Genomic DNA, 22,548 nt, shown 5'->3' with positions numbered 1-22,548 from the left:
CCTCACCACTGTTACCCGGCTGGTCCCGAAGGCTCCAAGGCAAGTGCGGGCCTTGGGGCATGGGGCGAACGAGTCGTTTCCGTGGTGACATTCGCGGCCCATCCGTCAATCGCGACGACGTCGGGGAATGCGTGATCAGTAGGCACGGCGCGCGCCGGTGCTGCGTCACTGTGGGCGATCTGCCGGGTGAGGCCGCGGCGTGTGCCGGGGAGTTCTTCAGGCCGGGTTGTCGGGGTGCTGGCTGATCCAGGCCAGGCCGATGGGGTCCAGGTGGTGGCGGGCCCGGGTGACGGCGATGTACGCCAGGCGGGCTTCTGCCTCATCGACGGGCCGGGGAACGGGCTGGCCCTGGGCGTCGACCTCGTCGGTGTCGGCGGGCGGCGTGAAATCGGCTCCGATGCGGACCCGGGCCCATTCCCGACCCTTGGCCTTGTGGGCGGTGGAGACGGTGACCTCGGCCGCGTCTTCAGGAACGAGCCGGTCGAGGCCTGCTGGATGGCGTAGGGGCCGTGTTCGTCGACGAGGTTGGCGAAGGGCTGCAGGTCACTGCTGGCGGGGTCGTGCCCGGCGTAGTCGCGCAGTGCCGTCCAGGTGGTGAACAGTACAAGTTCAGGGTGGTGGGCGCGGCGTCCCTGGATGAGGTCGCGGGCGGCCCATGCCAGGGCGCGCAGGGAGTCACCCCCGCCGACCAGCGCCGTGGCGATGCCGGCGGAGATGAGTGCGAGGACCTCGGTCATCGCGCCGATATTGGTCCGGCACAGGACCGCATCCGGGCGCCCGGCTCGGGATCCGATTGTGGTCGGAATGTCGGGTGTCCCGGTCAGTCGGATGGGAGCGTTGCTGAGGGTGAGCCACCGGTTGGCCTCCGAGGCGAGCGCGGGGCCGAAGCGGAAGGAGCGGGTGAGCGTGAGGTGCTGGCCGGTGAACCGCGCCATCACATCCTGGGCGCCGCGCCATCCGTAGATGGCCTGTGCCGAGTCACCGACCATGACGATCTGAGTGCGCTCCTGCTGGGCTAGGGTCTGTCGTCAAATGATCTTCGGTCGGGGATCATGGTCGGGTGATACGTCGTCATGAACTGTCCGATGCCGAGTGGGAGTTCGTCCGGCCGCTGCTGCCCCGGTCCGAGCGGGGCCGCAGGCGGTTGGACGACCGGACGGTCCTCAACGGGATCGTGTGGAAGTTCAGGACCGGGACGGCCTGGCGGGACGTGCCCGAGCGGTACGGCTCCTGGGCCATGCTGCACACCCGCTTCCGCCGGTGGGCCAAGGACGGCACCTTCGAGCGGATGTTCCGGGCCGCCCAGGCCAGGGCGCGCGTTCGTAGTGGACCGGGTGCCGGTGCAGCGCACTGACCGTGAGCACCACCCCGACTGCGACTTTTTCTTCTCTCGCGGCAACGGCATCGACTGCTCGTGCGGGTTGAGCCGAGCGTCAGGCAGCGGGAAGCGCGGCGGCAGCAGCAGCGATCTTGGCGGCGACGGCGTCGAGCGACGATTCCTTTGTGCTCAGCCCGGAATGGGACGCGAGCATGGGGCTGACGTCGTAGAGCTCGTCGAAGGTCACCCCGTGCGTCACGGGCACGACGCGATTGGTGTTGAGCAGGACGGCGAGTTCCTTTTCGGCGATGCCCTCGTTCTTGATGCTCTCGAGTAGGGATGGCGTGACCAGCACGATGCCGATGCGGGAGTTACGAAGCCCCTTGTCGATCTCGCGCATCTGCAGCGAACCGAGCGGGATGTCTTCCTCGCTGAACCACACCGTCGCGCCACTGGTCTTCAGGTGGCCGTAGAGCTCCTTCGCGCTGCCCTCACGGTCGTTCCAGGCGTGGCACAGGAAGAGGTCTCGCTTGTCCGGGTACGTCTGGGCCTGTACCGCAGCCTTCTCGGCGTAGGGCTCGACCGCCTGCCACTCGGTCGGGGTGTACGACACCGTCCTGCCGGACCTAGTGCGACGCGAGGTCCCACCTCCGGACGAGCCGTACGACGAAGACCGGCCTCCGCCGCCGCTGCTGTACGAGGAGCCCGACGGGTATGACGACCGGGAGTACGACCTTCCCCAGTTGCTGCACGCTGGGCAGTTCGCGGCTCCACTCGCGGTGCGGTGGCCTCGGGAGGGTGCTGTGCATTGCGCCATGGCCCCATGGTAGGGGGAGCCACCGACACAGTGTCGTAGTTACTGCACAGCCTTCCCGCCTGACGCCTATACGTGACGGAACTCCACCACGTCGTCGGACAGGTATCGAGTCCTCCAACTGCGTCAAGTAAGCGTGCCCCGGCTGCCGCGATTGAGAACAGAGCAGGCGTCTCCTAACCTCGCGCTTTCATGAAGCCCGGTGTCCGACAGGTGGTCGGGTAAACGAAAAGGGCCTCTGACCAGCAAGAATGAGGATTGTCGAGGTCCTTGTTCCTGCCACCGTCGGAGGCACTTCCCAGGTGAAGAAGCGTATCGGTTCCTACCCTCGTGTCCGCGTTGGGGGCGGTGGCCGGACCAGTGGTCTCGCAGGCGGGAGGCATCCTGCTGGCGGAGACGGTCCGCAAGACCGGGCTGGATCAGGCGATATCGGCGGCCCTGACACCGTGGCGCAGGCCGCGTGTTGGCGTACACAGTTACGTGGCCCTGGCAAGATCTCCGTCTACGAAAATCTTGCCAGGGCCCCGATCGTCCCCAGTTACGTACGACTCCATCGCGCACCACCGCGCGTACGACTTCCTCGCGCAAGGCTCTCCGGCTACACAGCTGCTCTGGCTACACAGCGCTACGTGACCAAGGTGTGCCAACTAGCACTCTCCATGTGCCAACAAAAAGTCTCGGTCACAAACCGCGCCGCCGCCCACTCATGAATGGATTGCATAAAACTGCGGCGAAACGTATAGTCATGCCATCGAGGAGGAGGCATCCATGGCGGTACGTGCGGCAGTGGCCGGAGCGAGCGGGTACGCGGGCGGGGAACTGCTGCGTCTGCTCCTGGCGCACCCCGAGGTCGAGATCGGCGCCCTGACCGGCAACAGCAACGCGGGACAGCTCCTCGGGGCGCTCCAGCCGCATCTGCTGCCGCTCGCCGACCGGGTGCTGGCCGAGACCACGCCCGAGACGCTGGCCGGGCACGACGTCGTCTTCCTCGCCCTGCCGCACGGACAGTCCGCCGCCGTCGCCGAGCAGCTCGGGCCGGACGCGCTGGTCGTCGACATGGGCGCCGACTTCCGGCTCAAGGACGCCGGTGACTGGGAGCGGTTCTACGGCTCCCCGCACGCCGGCACCTGGCCGTACGGACTGCCGGAGCTGCCGGGCGGCCGCACCGCGCTGGAGGGTTCCCGGCGTATCGCGGTCCCCGGCTGTTACCCGACCGCCGTCTCCCTGGCCCTCTTCCCGGCCTACGAGGCGGGTCTCGCCGAACCGGAGGCCGTGATCGTCGCCGCATCCGGCACGTCCGGCGCCGGCAAGGCGCCCAAGCCGCATCTGCTGGGCAGCGAGGTCATGGGCTCCATGACGCCCTACGGCGTCGGGGGCGGCCACCGGCACACCCCCGAGATGATCCAGAACCTCAGCGCGGCCGCGGGGGAGCGGGTCTCCGTCTCCTTCACGCCGACCCTCGCGCCGATGCCCCGCGGCATCCTCGCCACCTGCAGCGCCCGTGCCAAGGGCGGCGTCGGCGCCGGGGCGGTGCGCGCCGCGTACGAGAAGGCGTTCGCCGACGAGCCGTTCGTCCACCTCCTCCCCGAGGGCCAGTGGCCCGCCACGGCGTCCGTCTACGGCTCGAACGCCGTCCAGGTGCAGGTCGCGTACGACGCCGCCGCGGGCCGCATCGTCGCGATCAGCGCCATCGACAACCTCACCAAGGGCACCGCGGGCGGTGCCGTCCAGAGCATGAACATCGCCCTGGGGCTCGACGAGAGCACCGGGCTTTCCACGATCGGAGTCGCGCCGTGAGTGTGACGGCAGCCAAGGGATTCACGGCGGCGGGCATCGCCGCCGGGATCAAGGAGAACGGCAACCCGGACCTGGCCCTCGTGGTCAACACCGGGCCCCGCCGCGCCGCCGCGGGCGTGTTCACCTCCAACCGCGTCAAGGCCGCGCCCGTGCTGTGGTCCGAGCAGGTCCTCAAGGGCGGCCAGGTGTCGGCCGTCGTCCTCAACTCCGGCGGCGCCAACGCCTGTACGGGACCGAAGGGCTTCCAGGACACCCACGCCACCGCCGAGAAGGTCGCCGAGGTGCTGGGACGCGGACCCATCGAGATCGCCGTCTGCTCGACCGGTCTGATCGGCGTCCTGCTGCCCATGGACAAGCTGCTCCCGGGCATCGAGACCGCCGCCGGGCAGCTCTCCGAGCACGGCGGCGAGAAGGCCGCCATCGCCATCAAGACCACCGACACCGTCCACAAGACGTCCGTCGTCACCTGGGGGTCCCCCCGGACGGAGTCTGGGGGAGGGTGGACCGTCGGCGGCATGGCCAAGGGCGCCGGCATGCTCGCCCCCGGCCTCGCCACCATGCTGGTCGTCCTCACCACGGACGCCGACCTCGACGACGCGACGCTGGACAAGGCGCTGCGGGCCGCCACCCGGGTCACCTTCGACCGGGTCGACTCCGACGGCTGCATGTCCACCAACGACACCGTCCTGCTGCTCTCCTCCGGCGCGTCCGGCGTCACCCCGGCCTACGAGGAGTTCGCCGAGGCCGTACGGCAGGTCTGCGACGACCTCGGGCAGCAGCTCATCCGGGACGCCGAGGGCGCCAGCAAGGACATCAAGATCGAGGTGATCAACGCCGCGACGGAGGACGACGCCGTCGAGGTGGGCCGCACCATCGCCCGCAACAACCTCCTCAAGTGCGCCGTCCACGGCGAGGACCCCAACTGGGGCCGGGTGCTCTCCGCGATCGGCACCACGAAGGCCGCCTTCGAGCCGGACCGGCTCAACGTCGCCATCAACGGCGTCTGGGTCTGCAAGAACGGCGGCGTCGGCGAGGACCGGGAGAAGGTCGACATGCGCTACCGCGAGGTGCACATCGTCGCCGACCTCGCGGCCGGCTCCGAGACCGCGACGATCTGGACCAACGATCTCACCGCCGACTACGTCCACGAGAACAGCGCGTACTCGTCATGACGAACCCGACGCGGAAGCACACCGCGCTCCCCAAGGCCCAGATCCTCATCGAGGCGCTGCCCTGGCTGGTCCGTCACAACGGCAAGACCGTCGTCATCAAGTTCGGCGGCAACGCCATGGTCGACGAGGACCTGAAGGCCGCGTTCGCCCAGGACGTGGTGTTCCTGCACCACGCCGGGCTCAAGCCGGTCGTCGTGCACGGCGGCGGGCCGCAGATCAGTGCCGCCCTCGACAAGCACGGCATCGTCAGCGAGTTCAAGGCCGGGCTCAGGGTCACCACCGAGGACGCCATGGACGTCGTACGGATGGTGCTCGCCGGGCAGGTCCAGCGCGAGCTGGTCAACCTGCTCAATCAGCACGGTCCGCTCGCCGTCGGTCTGACCGGCGAGGACGCGCACACCATCACCGCCACCAAGCACCAGCCCGAGATCGACGGCGAACCGGTCGACATCGGGCGGGTGGGCGAGATCACCGAGATCGACACGGGCGCGATCGAGGCCCTGCTCGCCGACGGCCGCATCCCGGTCGTCTCCTCCATCGCCCGCAGTCAGGACGACGGGCATGTCTACAACGTCAATGCTGATACGGCGGCTGCGGCACTCGCGGCTGCGCTGGGAGCGGAGACTCTCATGGTCCTCACGGACGTCGAGGGCCTCTACGAGGACTGGCCCCGCAGCGACGAGGTGATCAGCCGCCTCACCGCCTCCCAGCTGGAGAAACTGCTGCCCGAACTCAGCTCGGGCATGGTGCCGAAGATGGAGGGCTGCCTGCACGCCGTACGCAACGGCGTCACCACCGCCCGCGTCATCGACGGCCGGGTCCAGCACTCGATCCTGCTGGAGATCTTCACCGATGAGGGAATCGGCACGATGGTCGTGCCGGACGCGCCGGAGGGGGACGCGCAGTGACCGCCAACCAGGAGTACGCCCAGCGGTGGCAGGGCTCGCTCATGAACAACTACGGCACCCCGCGGCTCCCCCTGGTCCGCGGCGAGGGCCTCAAGGTCTGGGACGCCGACGGCACCCAGTACCTCGACTTCGTCGGCGGCATCGCCACCAACGCCCTCGGCCACGCCCACCCGGCGATCGTCGAGGCCGTCAGCCGGCAGATCGCCTCCCTCGGCCACATCTCCAACTTCTTCATGGCCGAGCCGACCGTCGCCCTCGCCGAACGGCTCCTCCAGCTCTTCGGCCGGGACGGCAAGGTCTTCTTCTGCAACTCCGGCGCCGAGGCCAACGAGGCCGCCTTCAAGCTGGGCCGGCTCACCGGCCGCACCCATGTCGTCGCCACCGACGGCGGCTTCCACGGCCGCACCATGGGCGCCCTCGCGCTGACCGGCCAGCCCGGCAAGCGCGACCCCTTCCTGCCGCTGCCCGGCGACGTCACCCACGTCCCGTTCGGCGACGCGCAGGCGCTGGCCGCCGCCGTCACCGAGGAGACGGCCCTGGTGATCATCGAACCGATCCAGGGCGAGAACGGCGTCGTGGTCCCGCCGGCCGGCTATCTGAAGGCGGCACGGGCCATCACCGCCGCCACGGGCGCGCTGCTCGTCCTCGACGAGGTGCAGACCGGCATCGGCCGGACCGGCCACTGGTTCGCCTACCAGGCCCACGAGGGGGTGCTCCCGGACGTCGTCACCCTCGCCAAGCAGCTCGGCGGCGGACTGCCGCTCGGCGCCACCGTCGCCTTCGGCCGGGCCGCCGACCTGCTGCAGCCCGGTCACCACGGCACGACGTTCGGCGGGAACCCGGTCGCCTGTGCGGCTGGCCTCGCCGTCCTGGACACCATCGCGGACGACGGGCTGCTGGAGAACGTCAAGCGGCAGAGCGAGAAACTGCGCGACGGCGTCGAGGCACTCGGGCACCCGCTGATCGACCATGTCCGGGGCGCGGGACTGCTCCTGGGTATCGTGCTCACCGGGCCGCACGCCGCCGGTGTGCAGCAGGCGGCCCAGGACGCCGGTTTCCTGGTGAACGCGCCCGCCCCCGATGTCGTACGGCTGATGCCGCCGCTGAACCTGGGGGACGACGAAGTGGAGGCGCTTCTTCAGGGCCTGCCCGGCATCCTGGACGTGGCCGCAGGGGACGGATCCGGAGAATGAGACGACGATGAGCCAGTCGCAGGACCACGGGCACAACGGGGCGAACGGGCCCGCCGTGCCGCAGACCCGCACCGCACGTCACCGCCGGATCGTGGACATCCTCAACCGGCAGCCCGTGCGGTCGCAGAGTCAGCTGGCGAAGCTGCTCGCCGACGACGGACTGAGCGTCACCCAGGCGACGCTCTCCCGCGACCTCGACGAGCTGAACGCGGTCAAGATCCGCAACAACGACGGCGACCTCATCTACGCGGTGCCCAGCGAGGGCGGCTTCCGCACGCCGCGCGCCCCGCTCGGGGAGTCCGCCAAGGAGGAGCGGATGCGGCGGCTCTCCCAGGAGCTGCTGATCTCCGCGGAGGCCTCCGCCAACCTCGTGGTCCTGCGCACCCCTCCGGGGGCCGCCCAGTTCCTCGCCTCGGCCATCGACCAGGCCGAACTCCACGACATCCTGGGCACGATCGCGGGCGACGACACGCTGATGCTGATCAGCAGGAACCCCACGGGGGGTCAGGCGCTCGCGGACCATCTGCTGAGGCTGGCGCAGAACGCCCACTGAGCGGGGGCGGGCCCGCCTCAGCCCAGGCGGGCCGCCAGGCCACCTGTGCAGCGGACCTCGTCGCCCGCGGTGATCAGCAGAGCTTCTACGTCCGGCAGCGACTCCAGCCAGGCCAGGCCCGCCCGCGATCCCATCGCGAAGGCCGCCGTCGCCCAGCAGTCCGCCCAGGTCAGGCGGGGGGCGACCACCGTCACGGCCACCAGGTCCGTCACCGCCGAGCGGCCCGTGCCCGGGTCGACGATATGGGCGCCGCGCTCCGCCGTACCGGAGGTGGCCACCGCCAGCTCGTCCAGGCCGGCCGCGGAGATGACCGCGGCGAGACCCCCGGGACGCAGCGGGTCCGCCACACCGACCCGCCACGGACGCCGGCCGTCCGGCACGCCGAGCAACTGCACGTCGCCGCCGCCGTTCACGCTCACACCGGTCACTCCGGGGACCCCGGCGAGAGCCCGTGCGGCCCGCTCGACCGACCAGCCCTTGACGATGCCGGTCGGGTCGACGCGGCCCGCGTACGACGTGCTGAACCAGCCGTCGCTCAACCGCTGTGCCTCGGCGCCGAGTTCGAGCACCTCGGCCACCTCCGGGTCGCACGCGTCCAGTGTCAGCTCCCCGCGCGCCAGCCGGGACACCTGGCTGTCGTCGCGGTACGTGCTGAACACCTCGTCGACCCGGTGCAGCCCGGCGACCGCCTCGTCCAGGGCCGACCGGACGGCGTCGGGTTCCCCGCCGCGGACGTCGAAGGAGACGACCGTCCCCATGACCTCCTCCGCACGACGTACCGCGGCGGGAGCTGGTGTCGGTTCCACCACCGTGTCAGCCACCGGCCTGGTCCAGCGCCGACTGGAGGGACTCCTTGTACCCGGCGCTGGTGTACGTGGCCCCGGACACGGCGTCGATCTCGGCGCTGCCGGCGGCCACGGCGGCCTGGTTGAGCTTCGGCACCGCGTTGGCGGTGATGTTGGTGCTCTGCCCGCCGCTCGGCGCCTTCACGGCCTCCGCCTTGGTGATCTTCCCGCCGCTGACGGTGACCCGGACCTGGACCGGCCCGTACTGGGTCTGCGCGACGGCGCCGGTGACGGTACGGGCCTGCGCCGTGCCCCCGCCCGCATTCTGCCCGCCCGACCCCTGCGAGGCGCCCGCGGCCGCGTTCGCCTTGTCGATCGCCGACTGCAGGGACTGCTTGTACCCGGTGCTGGTGTAGGTCGCCCCGGACACGGCATCGATGTCGGCGCTCTGCGCCGCGACCGCCGCCTGGTTGAGCTTCGGCACCGCGTTCGCGGTGACCTGGTCGCTCTGGCCGCCCCTGGGAGCCTGGACGGCCTCCGCCTTCGTGATCTTCCCGTTGGCCACGGTCAGCCGGACCTGGACCGCGCCGTACTGGGTGCGCGCCGCGTCACCGGTGACCGTGCCCGACCCGGCGGCCTGCGCGCCGCCCTGCGGCGAGGCCGCGGCCGGGGGCGCCGCGCCGCCGGCCGCCTGGGCGGACGCCGGGTCGGTCGCCGGCTTCAGCGACAGCAGCAGCACGATCCCCGACACGGTGGCCGCACCGGCCAGCACGAAACGCCGGATGGGATGGCTCTTCCTCATGGCTTTCCACAGCTCCTGGAGTGGTGATGACTCGAAGTCCGGTCGCTCACATCTCGAACGACTCGTGGTGGATGCGGCGGGCGGGCACTCCGGCGCCGCGCAGTGCCTCGTACACGGACTGGGCGAACCCGGGCGGGCCGCAGAGGAAGACGTCGTGCTGGTCGATGTCCGGCAGCTTCTGCCGCAGCCGTTCCGCCGAGATGTCCGGACGCTCGCCGTCCGGGCTGTTGACCGCGTACATCAGCCGGGCACCGCGCTCGTCGGCGATGGCCGACAGCTCGTCCCACAGCGCCAGGTCCTGGGTGCTGTTGGCCCGGTAGAGCAGGGTGATGTCGCCGGAGGCGCCCGGCAGCGTCTCGAACAGGGCCCGCATCGGCGTGATGCCGACACCGCCGGCCACCAGCAGTACCTTGCCCCGGCTGCGGCGCTGGGCCGTCAGGGCGCCGTACGGGCCCTCCGCCCACACCTTGGTGCCGGGCTTGAGGTCGCGCAGCCGGGACGTGTGGTCGCCGATCGCCTTGACGGTGATCCGCAGCATGTCGGGGCGGGGCGCCGCCGACAGCGAGTACGGGTGGGAACTGAAGCGCATGCCCGGCGCCTTGAACCGCCAGCGGAAGAAATGACCCGCCTCGGCGCCCATCCGGTGCAGCTTGCGCCCGCCGATCAGCACCGACACGATGCCGGGCGTCTCCTCGATGACGGCCTCCACGTACATCCGGTGCCGCAGGTTCAGGCGGATCGGGGTGATGACCCGGTACCAGAGCACCAGCGCGGTGACCGCGCCGTACAGGCCGTACCAGAAGGTCTTCGCGGTGGGCTCGACGGCGAACTCGTTGCCGGTGGTGATCTGGTGCCAGAACGTCAGGAACACCGCCGCGTACGTCAGCAGGTGCACGTGGTACCAGCCGTCGTAGGGGATACGCCGCCGGATGCCGCCGATCGAGATGAAGGCGATGACGAACAGCAGCCCGGTGCCGATGGCCGCCTTGCCCATGTCGGGCAGCGTGTTGACGGAGTCGATCGTCTGCTGGACGACGTCACCGAGCGTCCGGCCGCCCTGGAGCGCGTAGCCCCACATCGTCAGGAAGACGTGCGCGATGACCAGGCAGACCGTGTACCGGCCGCTCATGGCGTGCCAGCGCGCCACCCGGTCCGACCCGACCCGCCGTTCCAGTGCCGGCACCCGCGCCATCTGCAGGACGACCAGCGCCATCAGATACCCGGCGAGCAGGCCCGTGATCCGGCCCGCGGCGAGGATCTTCGCGGTGTCGTCCGCCAGGGACGGCGTGTTGTCCCACCACAGCCACAGCACCGCCGCCGCGCCCGCCCATAGGGCGACGACCAGCGGGACGGCCGGGGAGCGGCGCGGACGGATGCGGCGCATCGTCTGGCGGCGGGCGGCACGGCCGCCTGCGAGCGTGGTGGTCACGGTTCCTCCGGGGACGGGAGCAAGGGGTTGACGTGGTCCCTTGGCCCAGAGATACGTGCGGGGAGGCCCGTGTGTTCAGCCCGGGGGCGAGGGTGCCTCAGACGCCGGCCGGCGGCAGTGGCAACGGGAGTCCGGGCAGGCCGTCCATGCTCGTCGCGATGTGGTCCTTCTTGGCGAAGTACGCGCTCAGCGAGTCGTCGTCCTCCCGGGAGAAGCGCCGTCCGTGCAGGTCGCGGTCCTCGTCGTACGTCATCAGGGGGACGGCGTACCCGCAGGAGTCACGGATGCGCTCGGCGTGGACGACGATGACGGCGCGCAGGCCGTGCTGGGACGGATCGATGCCGGGGAAATGGCCGAGGAGTTCCGCGAAGCGCGGGTCGTCGCGGAAGACGGCCTCACCGCGGCCGTGCACGCGCACGATGTTCGGCGGCCCCTGGAAGGCGCACCACATGAGGGTGATCCGGCCGTTCTCCCGCAGATGCGCGATCGTCTCGGCGTTGGAGCCGGCGAAGTCCAGGTAGGCCAGCGTCAGTTCGTCGAGGATGGCGAAGGAGCCCTTGAGGCCCTTGGGGGAGAGGTTGACCGTGCCGTCGGCCGCGAGGGGCGCGCTGGCGGTGAAGAAGAGCGGCTGCTCCTCGATGAACGTGCGGAGCCTGCCGTCGATGCGTTCATATGTTTTGCCCACGTCGTCGATTATGGGCGCTGATCGTTCGGGTGTCTAAGGAAATCTGACGCGGCACCCGGGTATCACCGCGGCCGCCCCGGCCGGCGTGCCAACGGGGCGGCCACGGCTGCCTGTCACGTCACCGGGTGAGCGTGCAGGCGGCGAACGCCTCCAGCCCGTCGGGCTTGGCTGCCGCGCGGCCGATGGCGGTCTCGATGCGGTTGAGCGCGGCCACGCGCTTGTCTTCCAGCGGGCCGAGGATGGCGTTCTGGACGAAGTTGGGGCCGCCCTGTCCGACGGTGTCTACGAGGCGCTGGTTGGCTTCGGTGATCTGGGTCTGGAGCTGGGCGAGGTTGCGGTCGACCTCGGCCTGGGCGGAGGCCGGGATCGCGGGGAGCTGGCCGGTGACGTCGGGGCAGCTGATGGTGCCGGGATCCGTGTCGGCCCCGGCCCCCTCGCCGTTCCCCGCGTTGCCGTTCCCGGTGTCCTGGCCCGCGCCCGCGTTGCCGTCCGCCCCGGCCGGCTCGCTCGGCGTCGCCTCTGCCCCGTCGTCGGCTCCCGCTCCGGCTCCGTCTGCGTTCAGCGTGCAGGCGGCGAACGCCTCCAGCCCGTCGGGCTTGGCTGCCGCGCGGCCGATGGCGGTCTCGATGCGGTTGAGCGCGGCCACGCGCTTGTCTTCCAGCGGGCCGAGGATGGCGTTCTGGACGAAGTTGGGGCCGCCCTGTCCGACGGTGTCTGCGAGGCGCTGGTTGGCTTCGGTGATCTGGGTCTGGAGCTGGGCGAGGTTGCGGTCGACCTCGGCCTGGGCGGAGGCCGGGATCGCGGGGAGCTGCCCGGTGACGTCGGGGCAGCTGATGGTGCCGGGACCGGCCAGGGTGCGGGCGGGCTCGGCGCGCTGCCCGGACTCCCCGGCCAGGGCGAAACCGGCGATCACCGTGCCGGACAGTGCCACCGCCGCGGCGCCGCCGACGAACGCGACACGACGCTTGTTGTACTTCGGAAGAGCCCTGGACATACGGATGCCTCACTCGGGTTCGGGGTGTCGTCGAGGACGAACGCGGCGCCTGCGCTCGGCGGGATATACGGGTAAGCGGTTACTGGCGTTCAAAGTTTCAACCAGGGGCCCGGGTTTCGCTCCGACGCGGCGCGGAGCCCGCTGCCCCAATTGACGAATCATGCAGAGCTCTGCATACTCATGCATGGCAATACGTGGTGTGCCGGCCGGCGCCCACTAGCGTGGCGACCGCCTCCCGTGCCCGCCGCGGGAGACGACGCCACATCCAGACCTCCGAGGAGCACAGCGAGTGAGCAGCAACAGCGGTGACGTCCGGCTCTGGGGCGGCCGTTTCGCCGACGGTCCCGCCGAGGCCCTGGCCAAGCTGTCCGCCTCCGTCCACTTCGACTGGCGGCTGGCCCCGTACGACATCGCCGGGTCCCGTGCGCACGCGCGCGTGCTCCACAAGGCTGGACTGCTCACCGAGGACGAGCTGACCCGGATGATCGCCGGCCTCGACCAGCTGGAGGCGGACGTCGCCGACGGCTCCTTCGTGGGCACCGTCGCCGACGAGGACGTCCACACCGCCCTGGAGCGGGGCCTGCTGGAGCGCCTCGGCCCCGACCTCGGCGGCAAGCTGCGCGCCGGCCGCTCACGCAACGACCAGGTCGCCACCCTCTTCCGGATGTACCTGCGCGACCACGCCCGCATCATCGGCGGTCTGATCGCCGACCTCCAGGACGCGCTGATCGGGCTCGCCGAGGCCCACCCGGACGTGGCCATGCCCGGCCGTACCCACCTCCAGCACGCCCAGCCGGTGCTCTTCGCCCACCATGTCCTCGCGCACGTCCAGTCGCTGTCCCGGGACGCCGAGCGGCTGCGCCAGTGGGACGAGCGGACGGCCGTGTCGCCGTACGGCTCGGGCGCGCTGGCCGGTTCCTCGCTGGGCCTGGACCCGGAGGCGGTCGCGAAGGACCTCGGCTTCGAGCACGGCTCGGTCGGCAACTCCATCGACGGCACGGCCTCCCGTGACTTCGTCGCCGAGTTCGCCTTCATCACCGCGATGATCGGCGTGAATCTCTCCCGGATCGCCGAGGAGGTCATCCTCTGGAACACGAAGGAGTTCTCCTTCGTGACGCTGCACGACGCGTTCTCCACGGGCTCGTCGATCATGCCGCAGAAGAAGAACCCGGACATCGCGGAGCTGGCGCGCGGCAAGTCCGGCCGGCTGATCGGCAACCTCACCGGCCTGATGGCCACCCTCAAGGCGCTGCCGCTCGCGTACAACCGCGACCTCCAGGAGGACAAGGAGCCGGTGTTCGACTCCTGCGACCAGCTGGAGGTCCTGCTCCCCGCCTTCACCGGCATGATGGCCACCCTCACCGTCAACCGTGAGCGCATGGAGGAGCTGGCCCCGGCCGGCTTCTCCCTCGCCACCGACATCGCCGAGTGGCTGGTCAAGCAGGGCGTCCCGTTCCGTGTCGCCCACGAGGTCGCCGGCGAGTGCGTCAAGGCAGCCGAGGCCGAGGGCAAGGAGCTGGACGAGCTGACGGACGAGCAGTTCGCGAAGATCTCCGCCCATCTGACGCCGCAGGTGCGGACCGTGCTCAACGTGCCCGGCGCCCTGGCCTCCCGCAACGGCCGGGGCGGCACGGCCCCGAGCGCGGTCGCCGTCCAGCTCGCCGAGGTCAAGGCCGACGTGGCGGCCCAGCACACCTGGGCCACGGCCAAGAAGGGCTGAGGCCCGCCCCGTGCACGGGGGCGTCGCGGGTTACGTTGGTCGGACAGCGGTACCGAAGCCGACCGAACGGAGCCCGCGATGCCCTTCGCCCGACTGGCAACAGCGACGACCCCGACCTGCCACATCGGACTCGGCCTCGCCGCCGTCGGCCGCCCCGGCTACATCAACCTCGGCCGGGACGAGGACCTCGGGGCCGACCGCAGCGTCGAGGCGCTGCGCACCCGCACTCATGAACTCCTCGACGCCGCGTACGCGCAGGGCGTGCGCTACTTCGACGCCGCCCGCTCGTACGGCCGTTCGGAGGAGTTCCTCGCCGGCTGGCTCACCGCGCGTCCGGACGTCGACGACGTCGTCGTCGGCAGCAAGTGGGGCTACACCTACACCGCCGACTGGACGACCGACGCCGAGAAGCACGAGGTCAAGGACCACAGCCTGGCCACGTACGAGCGCCAGCGCGCCGAGACCGCCGCGCTGCTCGGCGACCGCCTCGACCTCTACCAGATCCACTCGGTCACCCCGGACAGCCCCGCGCTCACCGACAAGGAGCTGCACGCGCGGCTCGCGGAGGCCGCCGCCCAGGGCGTGACCATCGGGTTCTCCACCAGCGGCCCGGCCCAGGCGGACGCCGTGCGCGCCGCCCTCGCCGTGACGGTCGACGGCGAACCCCTCTTCCGTACCGTCCAGTCGACGTACAACGTCCTGGAGACCTCGGCGGGCCCCGCCCTCGCCGAGGCGTACGACGCCGGACTGACGGTGATCGTCAAGGAGGGCATGGCCAACGGGCGGCTCGCCGGCCCGGACGCCCCCGAGGCGCTGCGGGCCGTGGCCGCCGAGACCGACCAGGGGTGCGACGCGGTGGCCCTCGCGTTCGTCCTGCGCCGGCCCTGGGCCGGGGTCGTCCTCTCCGGCGCGGCGACCACCGCACAGCTGGCGTCCAACCTGCACGCCGCCGTGGTGGACCTGGACGAGGACCGGCTCGCCCGGCTCGCGGCCCTCGCGGAGGAGCCGCGCGCGTACTGGGAGACACGCGGCCGCCTGCCCTGGCACTGATTCTTCTTTTCGCCGACCGGCCCGTGATGAGTGCCGCATGCCCTGGATGAGACATCAGTGTCTCACATGGGTTACTCTCGTATCATGGCTGTCGATCGTGAACACGTGCTGCGCAGTGCCGCGGCCCTGCTGACCCGCAAGGCCACCGCGACCATGGACGAGGTCGCCAAGGCCGCCGGGATCAGCCGCGCCACCCTGCACCGGCAGTTCGCGGGCCGCGACGCGCTCGTGCGTGCCCTCGAGTCCCTGGGCATCGCCGAGTGCGAGGCCGCGCTGGACGCGGCCGACCTCGACAGCGGCTCCGCCGCCGACGCCGTACGCCGGCTCGTGCGTGCCGTCGAGCCCGCCGCGGGACTCCTCGCCTTCCTCTACACGGAGAACCAGCTCTACGAGGGCGAGCGGATCAACCCCGGCTGGACGGCGATCGACGACCGAATCGCCGACCTGTTCCGGCGCGGACAGCTCGCCGGGGAGTTCCGCATCGACCTGACCCCGGCCTGGCTCACCGAGGCGCTGTTCGGCCTGATGGCCTCCGGCGCCTGGATGGTGCAGAGCGGCAAGGGCGCACCCCGGGACTTCCACCACATGATCGTCGGGCTGCTGCTCGGCGGCGCACTCCGGAGAGAGGAATCATGACCAGCACCCTGCGGCCGGCGGAGACGACCGAGGCGGTGACCAGGCGCCCGGGCCGGTGGCTCGCGCTGTCCGTCCTCGTCCTCGCCGTGCTGCTGGTGGCCGTCGACGCGACCGTCCTCGGTCTCGCGACCCCCTACATCAGCGAGGACCTCCAGCCCTCCGGCACCCAGCTCCTGTGGATAGGCGACGTCTACTCGTTCGTGATCGCGGGCCTGCTCGTGTCCATGGGCAGCCTCGGCGACCGCATCGGCCGCAAGCGGATCCTGCTCGTCGGCGCCTCGGCGTTCGGCGTGCTGTCCGTCCTGAACGCCTACGCCACGACCCCGGAGATGCTGATCGCCGCCCGGGCGCTGCTCGGCGTCGCGGGCGCCACGCTGATGCCGGCGACCCTCGCCCTGATCCGCAACCTCTTCCACGACCCGCGCGAGCGCAGCCTCGCCATCGGCATCTGGGGCGCCACGGCGTCCGCGGGCACCGCCGTCGGCCCGATCGCCGGCGGATTCCTGCTCGAGCACTTCTGGTGGGGCTCGGTCTTCCTGATCAACCTGCCCGTGATGGTGGTCCTGGTCGTCGTCGGCGCCCGGATGCTGCCGGAGTCGCGCAACCCGGCGCCGGGTCCCTGGGACCTGCCCAGCGTCCTGCTGTCGCTGCTCGGCATGATCGGAGTCGTCTACGCCGTCAAGGAGGCCGCCTCGCACGGCTTCACCTGGGTCACGCCCGCCGCGGGCATCGCGGGAGCGGCCGCGCTCTACGGCTTCGTCCGGCGCCAGCTCACCCTGCCGGCGCCGCTGCTCGACATGCGGCTGTTCCGGCACCGGGGCTTCAGCGGCGCGGTCCTGGCCGACCTGCTCACCATCCTCGGCCTGTCCGGGCTGGTGTTCTTCCTGTCGCAGTTCCTGCAACTGGTGCAGGGCAGGGGACCGCTGGAAGCGGGTCTGGCCGAACTGCCCGCCGCGATCGGCGCGGTGGTGGCCGGTCTGATCGCGGGCCGTGTGGCCCGGCGGTTCTCGGTGCGGGCGGTCGTCTCGGCGGGCCTCGCCGCGATCGGCGTCGCCCTCGCCGTACTCACGGTGGTCGACCGGACCACGGGCTACCCCCTGCTGGGCGCGGCCCTCCTCGTGGTCGGCGTCGGCGCGGGCTTCTCCTTCACCGTGACGTCCGACGTCATCCTGTCCTCCGTACCGAAGGAGCAGGCGGGCGCCGCGTCCGCGGTGTCGGAGACGGCGTACGAACTCGGCGCGGCCCTCGGCATCGCGGTGCTCGGCTCGATCGTCACCGGCGTCTACCGGGACTTCACCGGCCCGGCCGGCACCCCGGCCGAGGCGCACGAGTCCCTGGGCGGAGCGGTCGAGGCGGCGGCGGGTCTGCCCGCCCCCACGTCCGAGGCGATGCTGGACGCGGCCCGTACGGCCTTCGTCGACGGCCTCGCGCTCGCGGCGGGCGCCGGAGCGGCGGTGCTCCTGGCGGCGGCGGTGGCGGCGTGGTTCCTGCTGCGCGGTCAGCGACTGGACGACTCGCCGTCCCGGTGAGGACGGCCCCGGCGGTGGTCCGGGGTTACGCGGCTTCCTTGGCCTTGCTGGCGTACATGTCCACGTACTCCTGCCCGGAGAGCCGCATGACCTCGGCCATCACGGAGTCGGTCACCGCCCGCAGCACATAGCGGTCGCGGTCCATGCCCTCGTAGCGGGAGAACTCCATCGCCTCGCCGAAGCGCACGGTCACCTTGCCCGGGCGGGGCATCCCCGCGCCGCCCGGCTGGAGCTTGTCCGTGCCGACCATGGCGAACGGCACGACCGGCGCGCCCGTCATCAGCGTCAGCCGGGCGATGCCGGTACGGCCGCGGTACAGCCGGCCGTCGGGGGAGCGGGTGCCCTCCGGGTAGATGCCGAAGACCTTGCCCTCCTCCAGGATCCGGCGTCCGGTCATCAGCGCGGCGACACCGCCCCGGCCCCCGTCCCGGTCCACCGGGATCATGCCGACGCCGGTGAAGAACCAGGCCATGAGGCGGCCCTTGAGGCCCTTGCCGGTCACGTACTCGTCCTTGCCGATGAAGAGGACCTGCCGGTCGCAGACCAGCGGAAGGATCATCGAGTCGATGAACGTCAGGTGGTTGCCGGCCAGGATGACCGGACCGTCGCCCGGGATGTGCTCCGCGCCCTCCACCTGTGGGCGGAACATCAGGCGCATGATCGGTCCGAGCACTGCCTTGATGAGCGCGAAGCGGGACAACGGGCCCTCCGGTGTCAAGGGATTCATCTCTGTCTGTGCAGGTGAGGACGATACTCGCGGTCCCCGCGATCCCGCACATCGGGTACGCCGACTTCACCGAGGTCTTACTCGCCGTTGACGTGCGTTCACCTGCGGTGAAGCCTTGTCGTCCGGCCGAAACGCGCCCGCAATGCTGTGACGGACGTCGCTCGGCCGACGCGCCACGGGTTCCCCCGCCCGGGCGTGGCGAACCCGTGGAGAAGTCGAGAGATGGCAGTGACGTATCCGACGGCCCGTCACCACCCCACCCCCACACGCCATCCCGCGTCACCCGCGTGTTCCGCCCGGGGTCTCCCATCTGTCATGCACGCGCACCTACGATCGGCGCGCACCGACGCAACGAGGCAGGAAGGGCGCTCATGGGAACCCAGGACAACGAGCAGACCGCCACCACCGGACGGCGGACTCTTCTCGGCGCGGCCGTACTCGGGGCGGGAGGCGTCCTCGGGCTCTCCGGCCGGGCGGCCGCCGCCGGCGGCGGGCACGGGGGCGCCGGACAGGGGAGCGGCGGGCACGGCGGCGGGCTGAAGAGCCTGCCCAAGCCGACGATCATCGGGCACCGCGGCGCCAGCGGCTACCGGCCCGAGCACACCCTCGGCTCCTACCAGCTGGCCCTCGACATGGCGGCCGACATCGTCGAGGCCGGCGACCTCGTCCCCACCCGGGACGGGCATCTCGTCTGCCGGCACGAACCGGAGATCGGCGGTACGACCGACGTCGCGAGCCGTCCCGAGTTCGCCGGCCGGAGAAGGACCAAGTCGCTGGACGGCGTCGCCACGACCGGCTGGTTCACCGAGGACTTCACCCTGGCCGAGCTGAAGACGCTGCGCGCGACCGAGCGCATCCCGGCCAACCGCCCGCACAACACCCTCTACGACGGCCGCTGGGAGATCCCCACCTTCGAAGAGGTGCTGCGATGGCAGGACGAGCAGACCCGCAAGCGCGGCAAGCAGGTCTGGATCTACCCCGAGCTCAAGCACCCCACCTACTTCCGTGAGCAGGGCCTCGGCCTGGAGGAGCGGGTCGCCAAGGTGCTGCGCAAGCACCGCAAGGACCGGCGCGACTCGCCCGTCATCCTCCAGTCGTTCGAGCCCACCAGCGTCCAGCGCATGAACCGGCTCGTCGACAACCCGCTCGTCGTCCTGCTGTCCGGCGCGAACACCCGCCCCTGGGACTTCGAGACGACGGGGGACCCGCGCACCACCGCCGACCTGATCACCCCGGCCGGACTGCGGGAGATCGCCTCCTACGCGCAGGGCATCGGCCCCACCCTGGACCTGGTCATCCCCAAGGACGCGGCCGGCAGGCTCACCGAGCCCACCACCCTGGTGCGGGACGCGCACAAGGTCGGCCTGCTCCTACACCCCTACACGATGCGCAACGAGAACCCGTTCCTGCCCGCGGACTTCCGCAAGGGCACCGACCCGGACGCCTACGGCGACGTCTTCGGCGCCTACCGCACCTACTTCGCCACCGGCATCGACGGCGTCTTCACCGACAACCCCGACACCGGCCTGCTGGCCCGCGAGGACTTCGCGACCCGCGTCGTCAACCACTGAGGCGCGAGCCCCGGTTGGGGTGACCTCCGGCCGTCCGGGCAACCCCGCGCCCGGACGGCCCCGTCCTGCCGCACATGAGGGACGACCTGGTGACCACCCTGAATCCGCTGCTCGCCGCCGAGGCCCGGGCGGAGGCGGCGGCCTCCGGAGCCGAGCCGGCCGACCTGGAACAGGCGGTCTGGCTGCGCCTCCTGGAACACCTCGACACGGACGGCCCGCCCGCCGACCCGCACACCTGGCTGCGCCGCGCCGTGCGCTCCGAGTCCCGCCGCAGTCGCCGTACGGCCCGGCACGAACGGCCCTACGAGCGCGAGCCCGCCGCCGACACCGAGCGGCACGACCCGGAGGGTCTCGCACTGGCCGCCGCGCGCCGCCGTGCCCTGCGCGACGCGGTCCGCCGGCTGCCCGGCCGCTGCCCCCGGCTGCTGGAGGCGCTGCTGTCCCCGGACGACCCGACCTACCGCGAGATCGCGGGGGAGTTGGGTATCTCACAGGGCAGTCTCGGCCCGGAACGTTCCAGATGCCTGGGATGTCTGCGCCGATTGCTGACGCCGGAGGTTGCGGCCCGCAGTGCGCGGGGATAGGAGTGAGGGACTACCGGTGATCAGGTGAGCGGGAGGCGTGCGCACATGGGCATGAGCGTGACCATCTCTGCGGCGACCGAGCAGGACGCGGAGCAGATCTTCAGGCTGCAGTACCTGTGCTTCCAGAGCGAAGCGGCGCTGTACGGCAACTACCGCATCGCCCCGCTGGTCCAGAGCCTGGACTCGGTCCGGGCCGAGGTCGCCGCGGACTGCGTCTTCGTGGCCCGCCTCGGCGAGGAGGTCGTCGGCTCGGTCCGCGGTCATGTCACCGAGGACGGCGCCGCCGCCATCGGCAAGCTCTGCGTCCACCCCCGTCTCCAGGGCCACGGCATCGGCGCCCGGCTGCTGCGCGCGGCCGAGGCCGCCCTGACCGAGCAGCGCGGCGCCAAGCGCTTCCGCCTGGAGGCCGGCCACCGCAGCGAGGGCAACCTCCGCCTCTACCGCAAGGTCGGCTACGAGCGGGTCGGCACCTCGCAGGGCGCCGACGGCGTCCCGATGATCGTCCTGGAGAAGGAGGCGGGCGCCTACGTCACGACGGCGTGACGGCGCGGGCCCGGCGCAGCCAGTACAGGGCCGACAGCGGCAGCAGGACCGGGATGAAGAGATAGCCCATGCCGTAGTCGGACCACACGGTCGCGTCGGGGAACGCCGAGGGCTCCACCAGGGTCCAGGTGCCGACGACGAGGACGCCCACGAGCTCGGCGGCGCAGCACACCAGCGCCGCCCTGCGGGCCCGTTCCCCGCCGCGCACCAGCGTGTACGTGATGAAGCCGTACACCACACCGGCCACCGCGGACAGCGTGTAGGCGAGCGGGGCCCGGCCGAAGTCCGTCGCGATCTGGTACGCCGAGCGCGACACGGCCCCGACGACCATCACGCCGTACAGCCAGACCAGCAGCACACCGGGCCCGCTGATCAGCCGCGCCGGCCTGTCCTCGGTCGTGGCCACCTCAGCCTCCCCAGATGTCATAGAGCCGCACCTCCAGCACGGCCAGCACCACACCGCCCGCGGCGACCGTCACCGAGCCCCACTTGGACCGCTCCGCCAGCGACATGAAGCCCGCCGCCGGCACACACGCGAACGCGCCCAGCAGATACGCCACGAAGATCGTCGTGCCCTGCTCCGGCTTCTCGCCCCGCGCCAGCAGCACGATCCCGGCGATCAGCTGCACCAGCGCCAGCACCGTCACGACGGCCATGCCGATGAAGTGCCAGTCCTTCGTCGGCTGGTCACGGGAGGCGGCCCAGCCGCACCACGCGGCGAGCAGCAGTGCGGCGACACCGGTCACCAGCATCAGGGCAGCGAACATGCCGGTGAGCCTATTACGGGCCAAAAGGCCTGATGCGGCCGCCCCCGGACAGCGGTCGTAGGGTCGGGGGCATGAAGATCCGTGCACAGGCCCTCCTGTTCGACAACGACGGCACCCTCGTCTCCTCCCTCGCCTCCGTGGACCGCTGCTGGACGCGCTGGGCCGCGGAGTACGGCGTCACGGAGGCGTTCGGCAGGATCGAGCTGCACGGCCGCCCGGCCGTCGAGATAGTCGCCGACCTGCTGCCCGCCGCACGCGTCCCCGAGGCGCTCGCCCGGATCGAGGCGCTGGAGGTCGAGGACGTGCCCAACGACGGCGTCCATCTGCTGCCCGGCACCCGGGCGTTCCTCGACGCGCTGCCCGCCGACCGCTGGGCCGTCGTCACCTCCGCCACCCGCCGGCTCGCCGAGGCCCGGCTCGACGCCGTCGGCATCCTGCCCAAGACGATGGTGACCGCCGACGACATCACACGCGGCAAGCCCGACCCCGAGCCCTATCTGCTGGCCGCCCGCGAGCTGGGCGTCGACCCGGCCGGCTGCGTCGTCTTCGAGGACGCCCCCGCGGGTCTCGCGGCCGGCCGCGCCGCCGGGATGACGACCGTGGCGTTGACCACAACCCACCAGGCCCACGAGCTCGACGCCGACCTCGTGGTGAAGGACCTCTCGGCCTTGTCCGTGCTGGTCGGCGACGGCGCCGTGGAGATCTCCGCGCGGATCTGATCCTGTCCGCCGCTGTCCACCATGCGGACAGCGGCGGCCGGTAAGGACCGTACGTCTGCTTTACTGATCGCATGACCACCACGAGCAGCCGCATTTCCGCGACCGAGGCGCCCCTGACGCCCGGTGCTCGTTGTATGTGTCGAATGTGCGCCTTCTAGAGGGCCCCCGCACCATCCGAGCCTCGCGCCCCGAAGCGAGCCCGCTCAGGTCCGCCCGCCCCGGGTTCCAGGACTGAGCCACGCCCCCGCGCAC

24 protein-coding genes and 2 pseudogenes are annotated in these 22,548 nt (G+C 71.3%); 15 read left to right on the top strand and 11 right to left on the bottom strand.

Translation table 11 applies throughout. The features are described from left to right. Positions 1-216 precede the first annotated feature (216 nt). Positions 217-1,016: pseudogene (locus tag KBY32_RS27745) on the bottom strand (DNA helicase); the annotation flags it as partial. A gap of 44 nt (positions 1,017-1,060) precedes the next feature. Here KBY32_RS27745 and KBY32_RS27740 point away from each other — a divergent pair. Next, positions 1,061-1,354, top strand: a complete 294-nt coding sequence (locus KBY32_RS27740; RefSeq protein ID WP_210982034.1) for a transposase — start codon at positions 1,061-1,063, stop codon at positions 1,352-1,354. 79 nt (positions 1,355-1,433) lie between these two features. On the opposite strand, the gene KBY32_RS27735 is transcribed toward KBY32_RS27740, so the two are convergent. Together KBY32_RS27735 and KBY32_RS27730 are read right to left on the bottom strand one after the other, a co-directional pair. Beyond that, entirely contained in the window at positions 1,434-1,931 is a 498-nt protein-coding gene (locus tag KBY32_RS27735; protein WP_061334398.1) for a toll/interleukin-1 receptor domain-containing protein, read from the bottom strand. Positions 1,932-1,944: 13 nt separating this feature from the next. After that, complete coding sequence (locus KBY32_RS27730; RefSeq protein ID WP_210982033.1) at positions 1,945-2,127, bottom strand: hypothetical protein; 183 nt, start codon at positions 2,125-2,127, stop codon at positions 1,945-1,947. Between the two features lie 307 nt (positions 2,128-2,434). Here KBY32_RS27730 and KBY32_RS27725 point away from each other — a divergent pair. The 6 genes and pseudogenes from KBY32_RS27725 to KBY32_RS27700 form a co-directional block, all read left to right on the top strand. Beyond that, positions 2,435-2,594: pseudogene (locus KBY32_RS27725) on the top strand (IS1380 family transposase); the annotation flags it as partial. A 306-nt stretch (positions 2,595-2,900) separates the two neighbouring features. Continuing rightward, positions 2,901-3,929 (top strand): N-acetyl-gamma-glutamyl-phosphate reductase, encoded by a 1,029-nt coding sequence (argC, locus tag KBY32_RS27720; RefSeq protein WP_210982032.1) that lies wholly within the window; start codon positions 2,901-2,903, stop codon positions 3,927-3,929. Further along, positions 3,926-5,101, top strand: a complete 1,176-nt coding sequence (gene argJ, locus KBY32_RS27715) for a bifunctional glutamate N-acetyltransferase/amino-acid acetyltransferase ArgJ (RefSeq protein WP_210982031.1) — start codon at positions 3,926-3,928, stop codon at positions 5,099-5,101. The genes argC and argJ overlap by 4 nt, the downstream gene beginning before the upstream one ends. Continuing rightward, entirely contained in the window at positions 5,098-6,009 is a 912-nt protein-coding gene (argB, locus tag KBY32_RS27710) for an acetylglutamate kinase (RefSeq protein WP_055622938.1), read from the top strand. The genes argJ and argB overlap by 4 nt, the downstream gene beginning before the upstream one ends. After that, positions 6,006-7,202, top strand: coding sequence for an acetylornithine transaminase (locus tag KBY32_RS27705; RefSeq protein ID WP_115506375.1), 1,197 nt, complete (start codon positions 6,006-6,008; stop codon positions 7,200-7,202). The genes argB and KBY32_RS27705 overlap by 4 nt, the downstream gene beginning before the upstream one ends. Before the next feature lie 7 nt (positions 7,203-7,209). Beyond that, positions 7,210-7,755, top strand: coding sequence for an arginine repressor (locus KBY32_RS27700; protein ID WP_055622940.1), 546 nt, complete (start codon positions 7,210-7,212; stop codon positions 7,753-7,755). A gap of 17 nt (positions 7,756-7,772) precedes the next feature. Here KBY32_RS27700 and KBY32_RS27695 read toward each other — a convergent pair whose 3' ends face one another. The 5 genes from KBY32_RS27695 to KBY32_RS27675 all read right to left on the bottom strand — a co-directional run bounded on the left by KBY32_RS27695 (position 7,773) and on the right by KBY32_RS27675 (position 12,450). Further along, on the bottom strand, positions 7,773-8,513 hold the full coding sequence (locus tag KBY32_RS27695) for an FAD:protein FMN transferase (protein ID WP_210982030.1): 741 nt from the start codon (positions 8,511-8,513) through the stop codon (positions 7,773-7,775). 55 nt (positions 8,514-8,568) lie between these two features. Continuing rightward, a complete protein-coding gene (locus KBY32_RS27690; RefSeq protein ID WP_210982029.1) occupies positions 8,569-9,342 on the bottom strand; it encodes an FMN-binding protein in 774 nt (257 codons plus the stop codon). A 46-nt stretch (positions 9,343-9,388) separates the two neighbouring features. Then, complete coding sequence (locus KBY32_RS27685) at positions 9,389-10,771, bottom strand: ferric reductase-like transmembrane domain-containing protein (protein ID WP_055622942.1); 1,383 nt, start codon at positions 10,769-10,771, stop codon at positions 9,389-9,391. Positions 10,772-10,868: 97 nt separating this feature from the next. After that, a complete protein-coding gene (locus KBY32_RS27680; protein WP_115506378.1) occupies positions 10,869-11,456 on the bottom strand; it encodes a pyridoxamine 5'-phosphate oxidase family protein in 588 nt (195 codons plus the stop codon). A 118-nt stretch (positions 11,457-11,574) separates the two neighbouring features. Next, positions 11,575-12,450 (bottom strand): hypothetical protein, encoded by an 876-nt coding sequence (locus tag KBY32_RS27675; RefSeq protein ID WP_210982028.1) that lies wholly within the window; start codon positions 12,448-12,450, stop codon positions 11,575-11,577. A gap of 289 nt (positions 12,451-12,739) precedes the next feature. On the opposite strand from KBY32_RS27675, the gene argH reads away from it, so the two are divergent. From argH to KBY32_RS27655, 4 genes are all read left to right on the top strand, one after another. Beyond that, positions 12,740-14,170 (top strand): argininosuccinate lyase, encoded by a 1,431-nt coding sequence (gene argH / locus KBY32_RS27670; protein ID WP_115506380.1) that lies wholly within the window; start codon positions 12,740-12,742, stop codon positions 14,168-14,170. Between the two features lie 78 nt (positions 14,171-14,248). After that, positions 14,249-15,220 (top strand): aldo/keto reductase, encoded by a 972-nt coding sequence (locus KBY32_RS27665; RefSeq protein ID WP_055625372.1) that lies wholly within the window; start codon positions 14,249-14,251, stop codon positions 15,218-15,220. An 84-nt stretch (positions 15,221-15,304) separates the two neighbouring features. Further along, positions 15,305-15,856 (top strand): TetR/AcrR family transcriptional regulator, encoded by a 552-nt coding sequence (locus tag KBY32_RS27660; protein WP_210982027.1) that lies wholly within the window; start codon positions 15,305-15,307, stop codon positions 15,854-15,856. After that, entirely contained in the window at positions 15,853-17,385 is a 1,533-nt protein-coding gene (locus tag KBY32_RS27655; RefSeq protein WP_210982026.1) for an MFS transporter, read from the top strand. Before KBY32_RS27660 ends, KBY32_RS27655 begins: the two co-directional genes overlap by 4 nt. Positions 17,386-17,410: 25 nt before the next feature. Here the strand turns inward: KBY32_RS27655 and KBY32_RS27650 are convergent, their stop codons facing one another. Next, a complete protein-coding gene (locus KBY32_RS27650) occupies positions 17,411-18,085 on the bottom strand; it encodes a 1-acyl-sn-glycerol-3-phosphate acyltransferase (protein WP_055625369.1) in 675 nt (224 codons plus the stop codon). Positions 18,086-18,483: 398 nt separating this feature from the next. Here KBY32_RS27650 and KBY32_RS27645 point away from each other — a divergent pair, with 398 nt between their 5' ends. The 3 genes from KBY32_RS27645 to KBY32_RS27635 all read left to right on the top strand — a co-directional run bounded on the left by KBY32_RS27645 (position 18,484) and on the right by KBY32_RS27635 (position 20,810). Continuing rightward, the gene (locus tag KBY32_RS27645; RefSeq protein WP_210982025.1) at positions 18,484-19,683 is read left to right on the top strand and encodes a glycerophosphodiester phosphodiesterase; all 1,200 of its coding nucleotides are present in this window, start codon (positions 18,484-18,486) and stop codon (positions 19,681-19,683) included. A gap of 74 nt (positions 19,684-19,757) precedes the next feature. Next, positions 19,758-20,267: a sigma-70 family RNA polymerase sigma factor gene (locus KBY32_RS27640; RefSeq protein ID WP_210982024.1), complete on the top strand. Its 510-nt coding sequence runs from the start codon at positions 19,758-19,760 to the stop codon at positions 20,265-20,267. 45 nt (positions 20,268-20,312) lie between these two features. Continuing rightward, a complete protein-coding gene (locus KBY32_RS27635) occupies positions 20,313-20,810 on the top strand; it encodes a GNAT family N-acetyltransferase (RefSeq protein WP_055625366.1) in 498 nt (165 codons plus the stop codon). Here the strand turns inward: KBY32_RS27635 and KBY32_RS27630 are convergent. Both KBY32_RS27630 and KBY32_RS27625 read right to left on the bottom strand, forming a co-directional pair. Then, a complete protein-coding gene (locus KBY32_RS27630) occupies positions 20,797-21,237 on the bottom strand; it encodes a hypothetical protein (protein WP_210982023.1) in 441 nt (146 codons plus the stop codon). The genes KBY32_RS27635 and KBY32_RS27630 overlap by 14 nt on opposite strands. After that, on the bottom strand, positions 21,218-21,577 hold the full coding sequence (locus KBY32_RS27625; protein ID WP_210982022.1) for a hypothetical protein: 360 nt from the start codon (positions 21,575-21,577) through the stop codon (positions 21,218-21,220). Before KBY32_RS27625 ends, KBY32_RS27630 begins: the two co-directional genes overlap by 20 nt. A gap of 71 nt (positions 21,578-21,648) precedes the next feature. On the opposite strand from KBY32_RS27625, the gene KBY32_RS27620 reads away from it, so the two are divergent. Further along, positions 21,649-22,296, top strand: coding sequence for an HAD-IA family hydrolase (locus tag KBY32_RS27620; RefSeq protein WP_210982021.1), 648 nt, complete (start codon positions 21,649-21,651; stop codon positions 22,294-22,296). Positions 22,297-22,548: the final 252 nt, after the last annotated feature.

The sequence above is a fragment of the Streptomyces sp. RK62 genome, assembly GCF_018070255.1.
GTDB lineage: Bacteria > Actinomycetota > Actinomycetes > Streptomycetales > Streptomycetaceae > Streptomyces > Streptomyces nigra.
The sequence above is the reverse complement of the archived record's forward strand: the minus strand, read 5'-3'. Positions and strand labels throughout refer to the sequence as shown.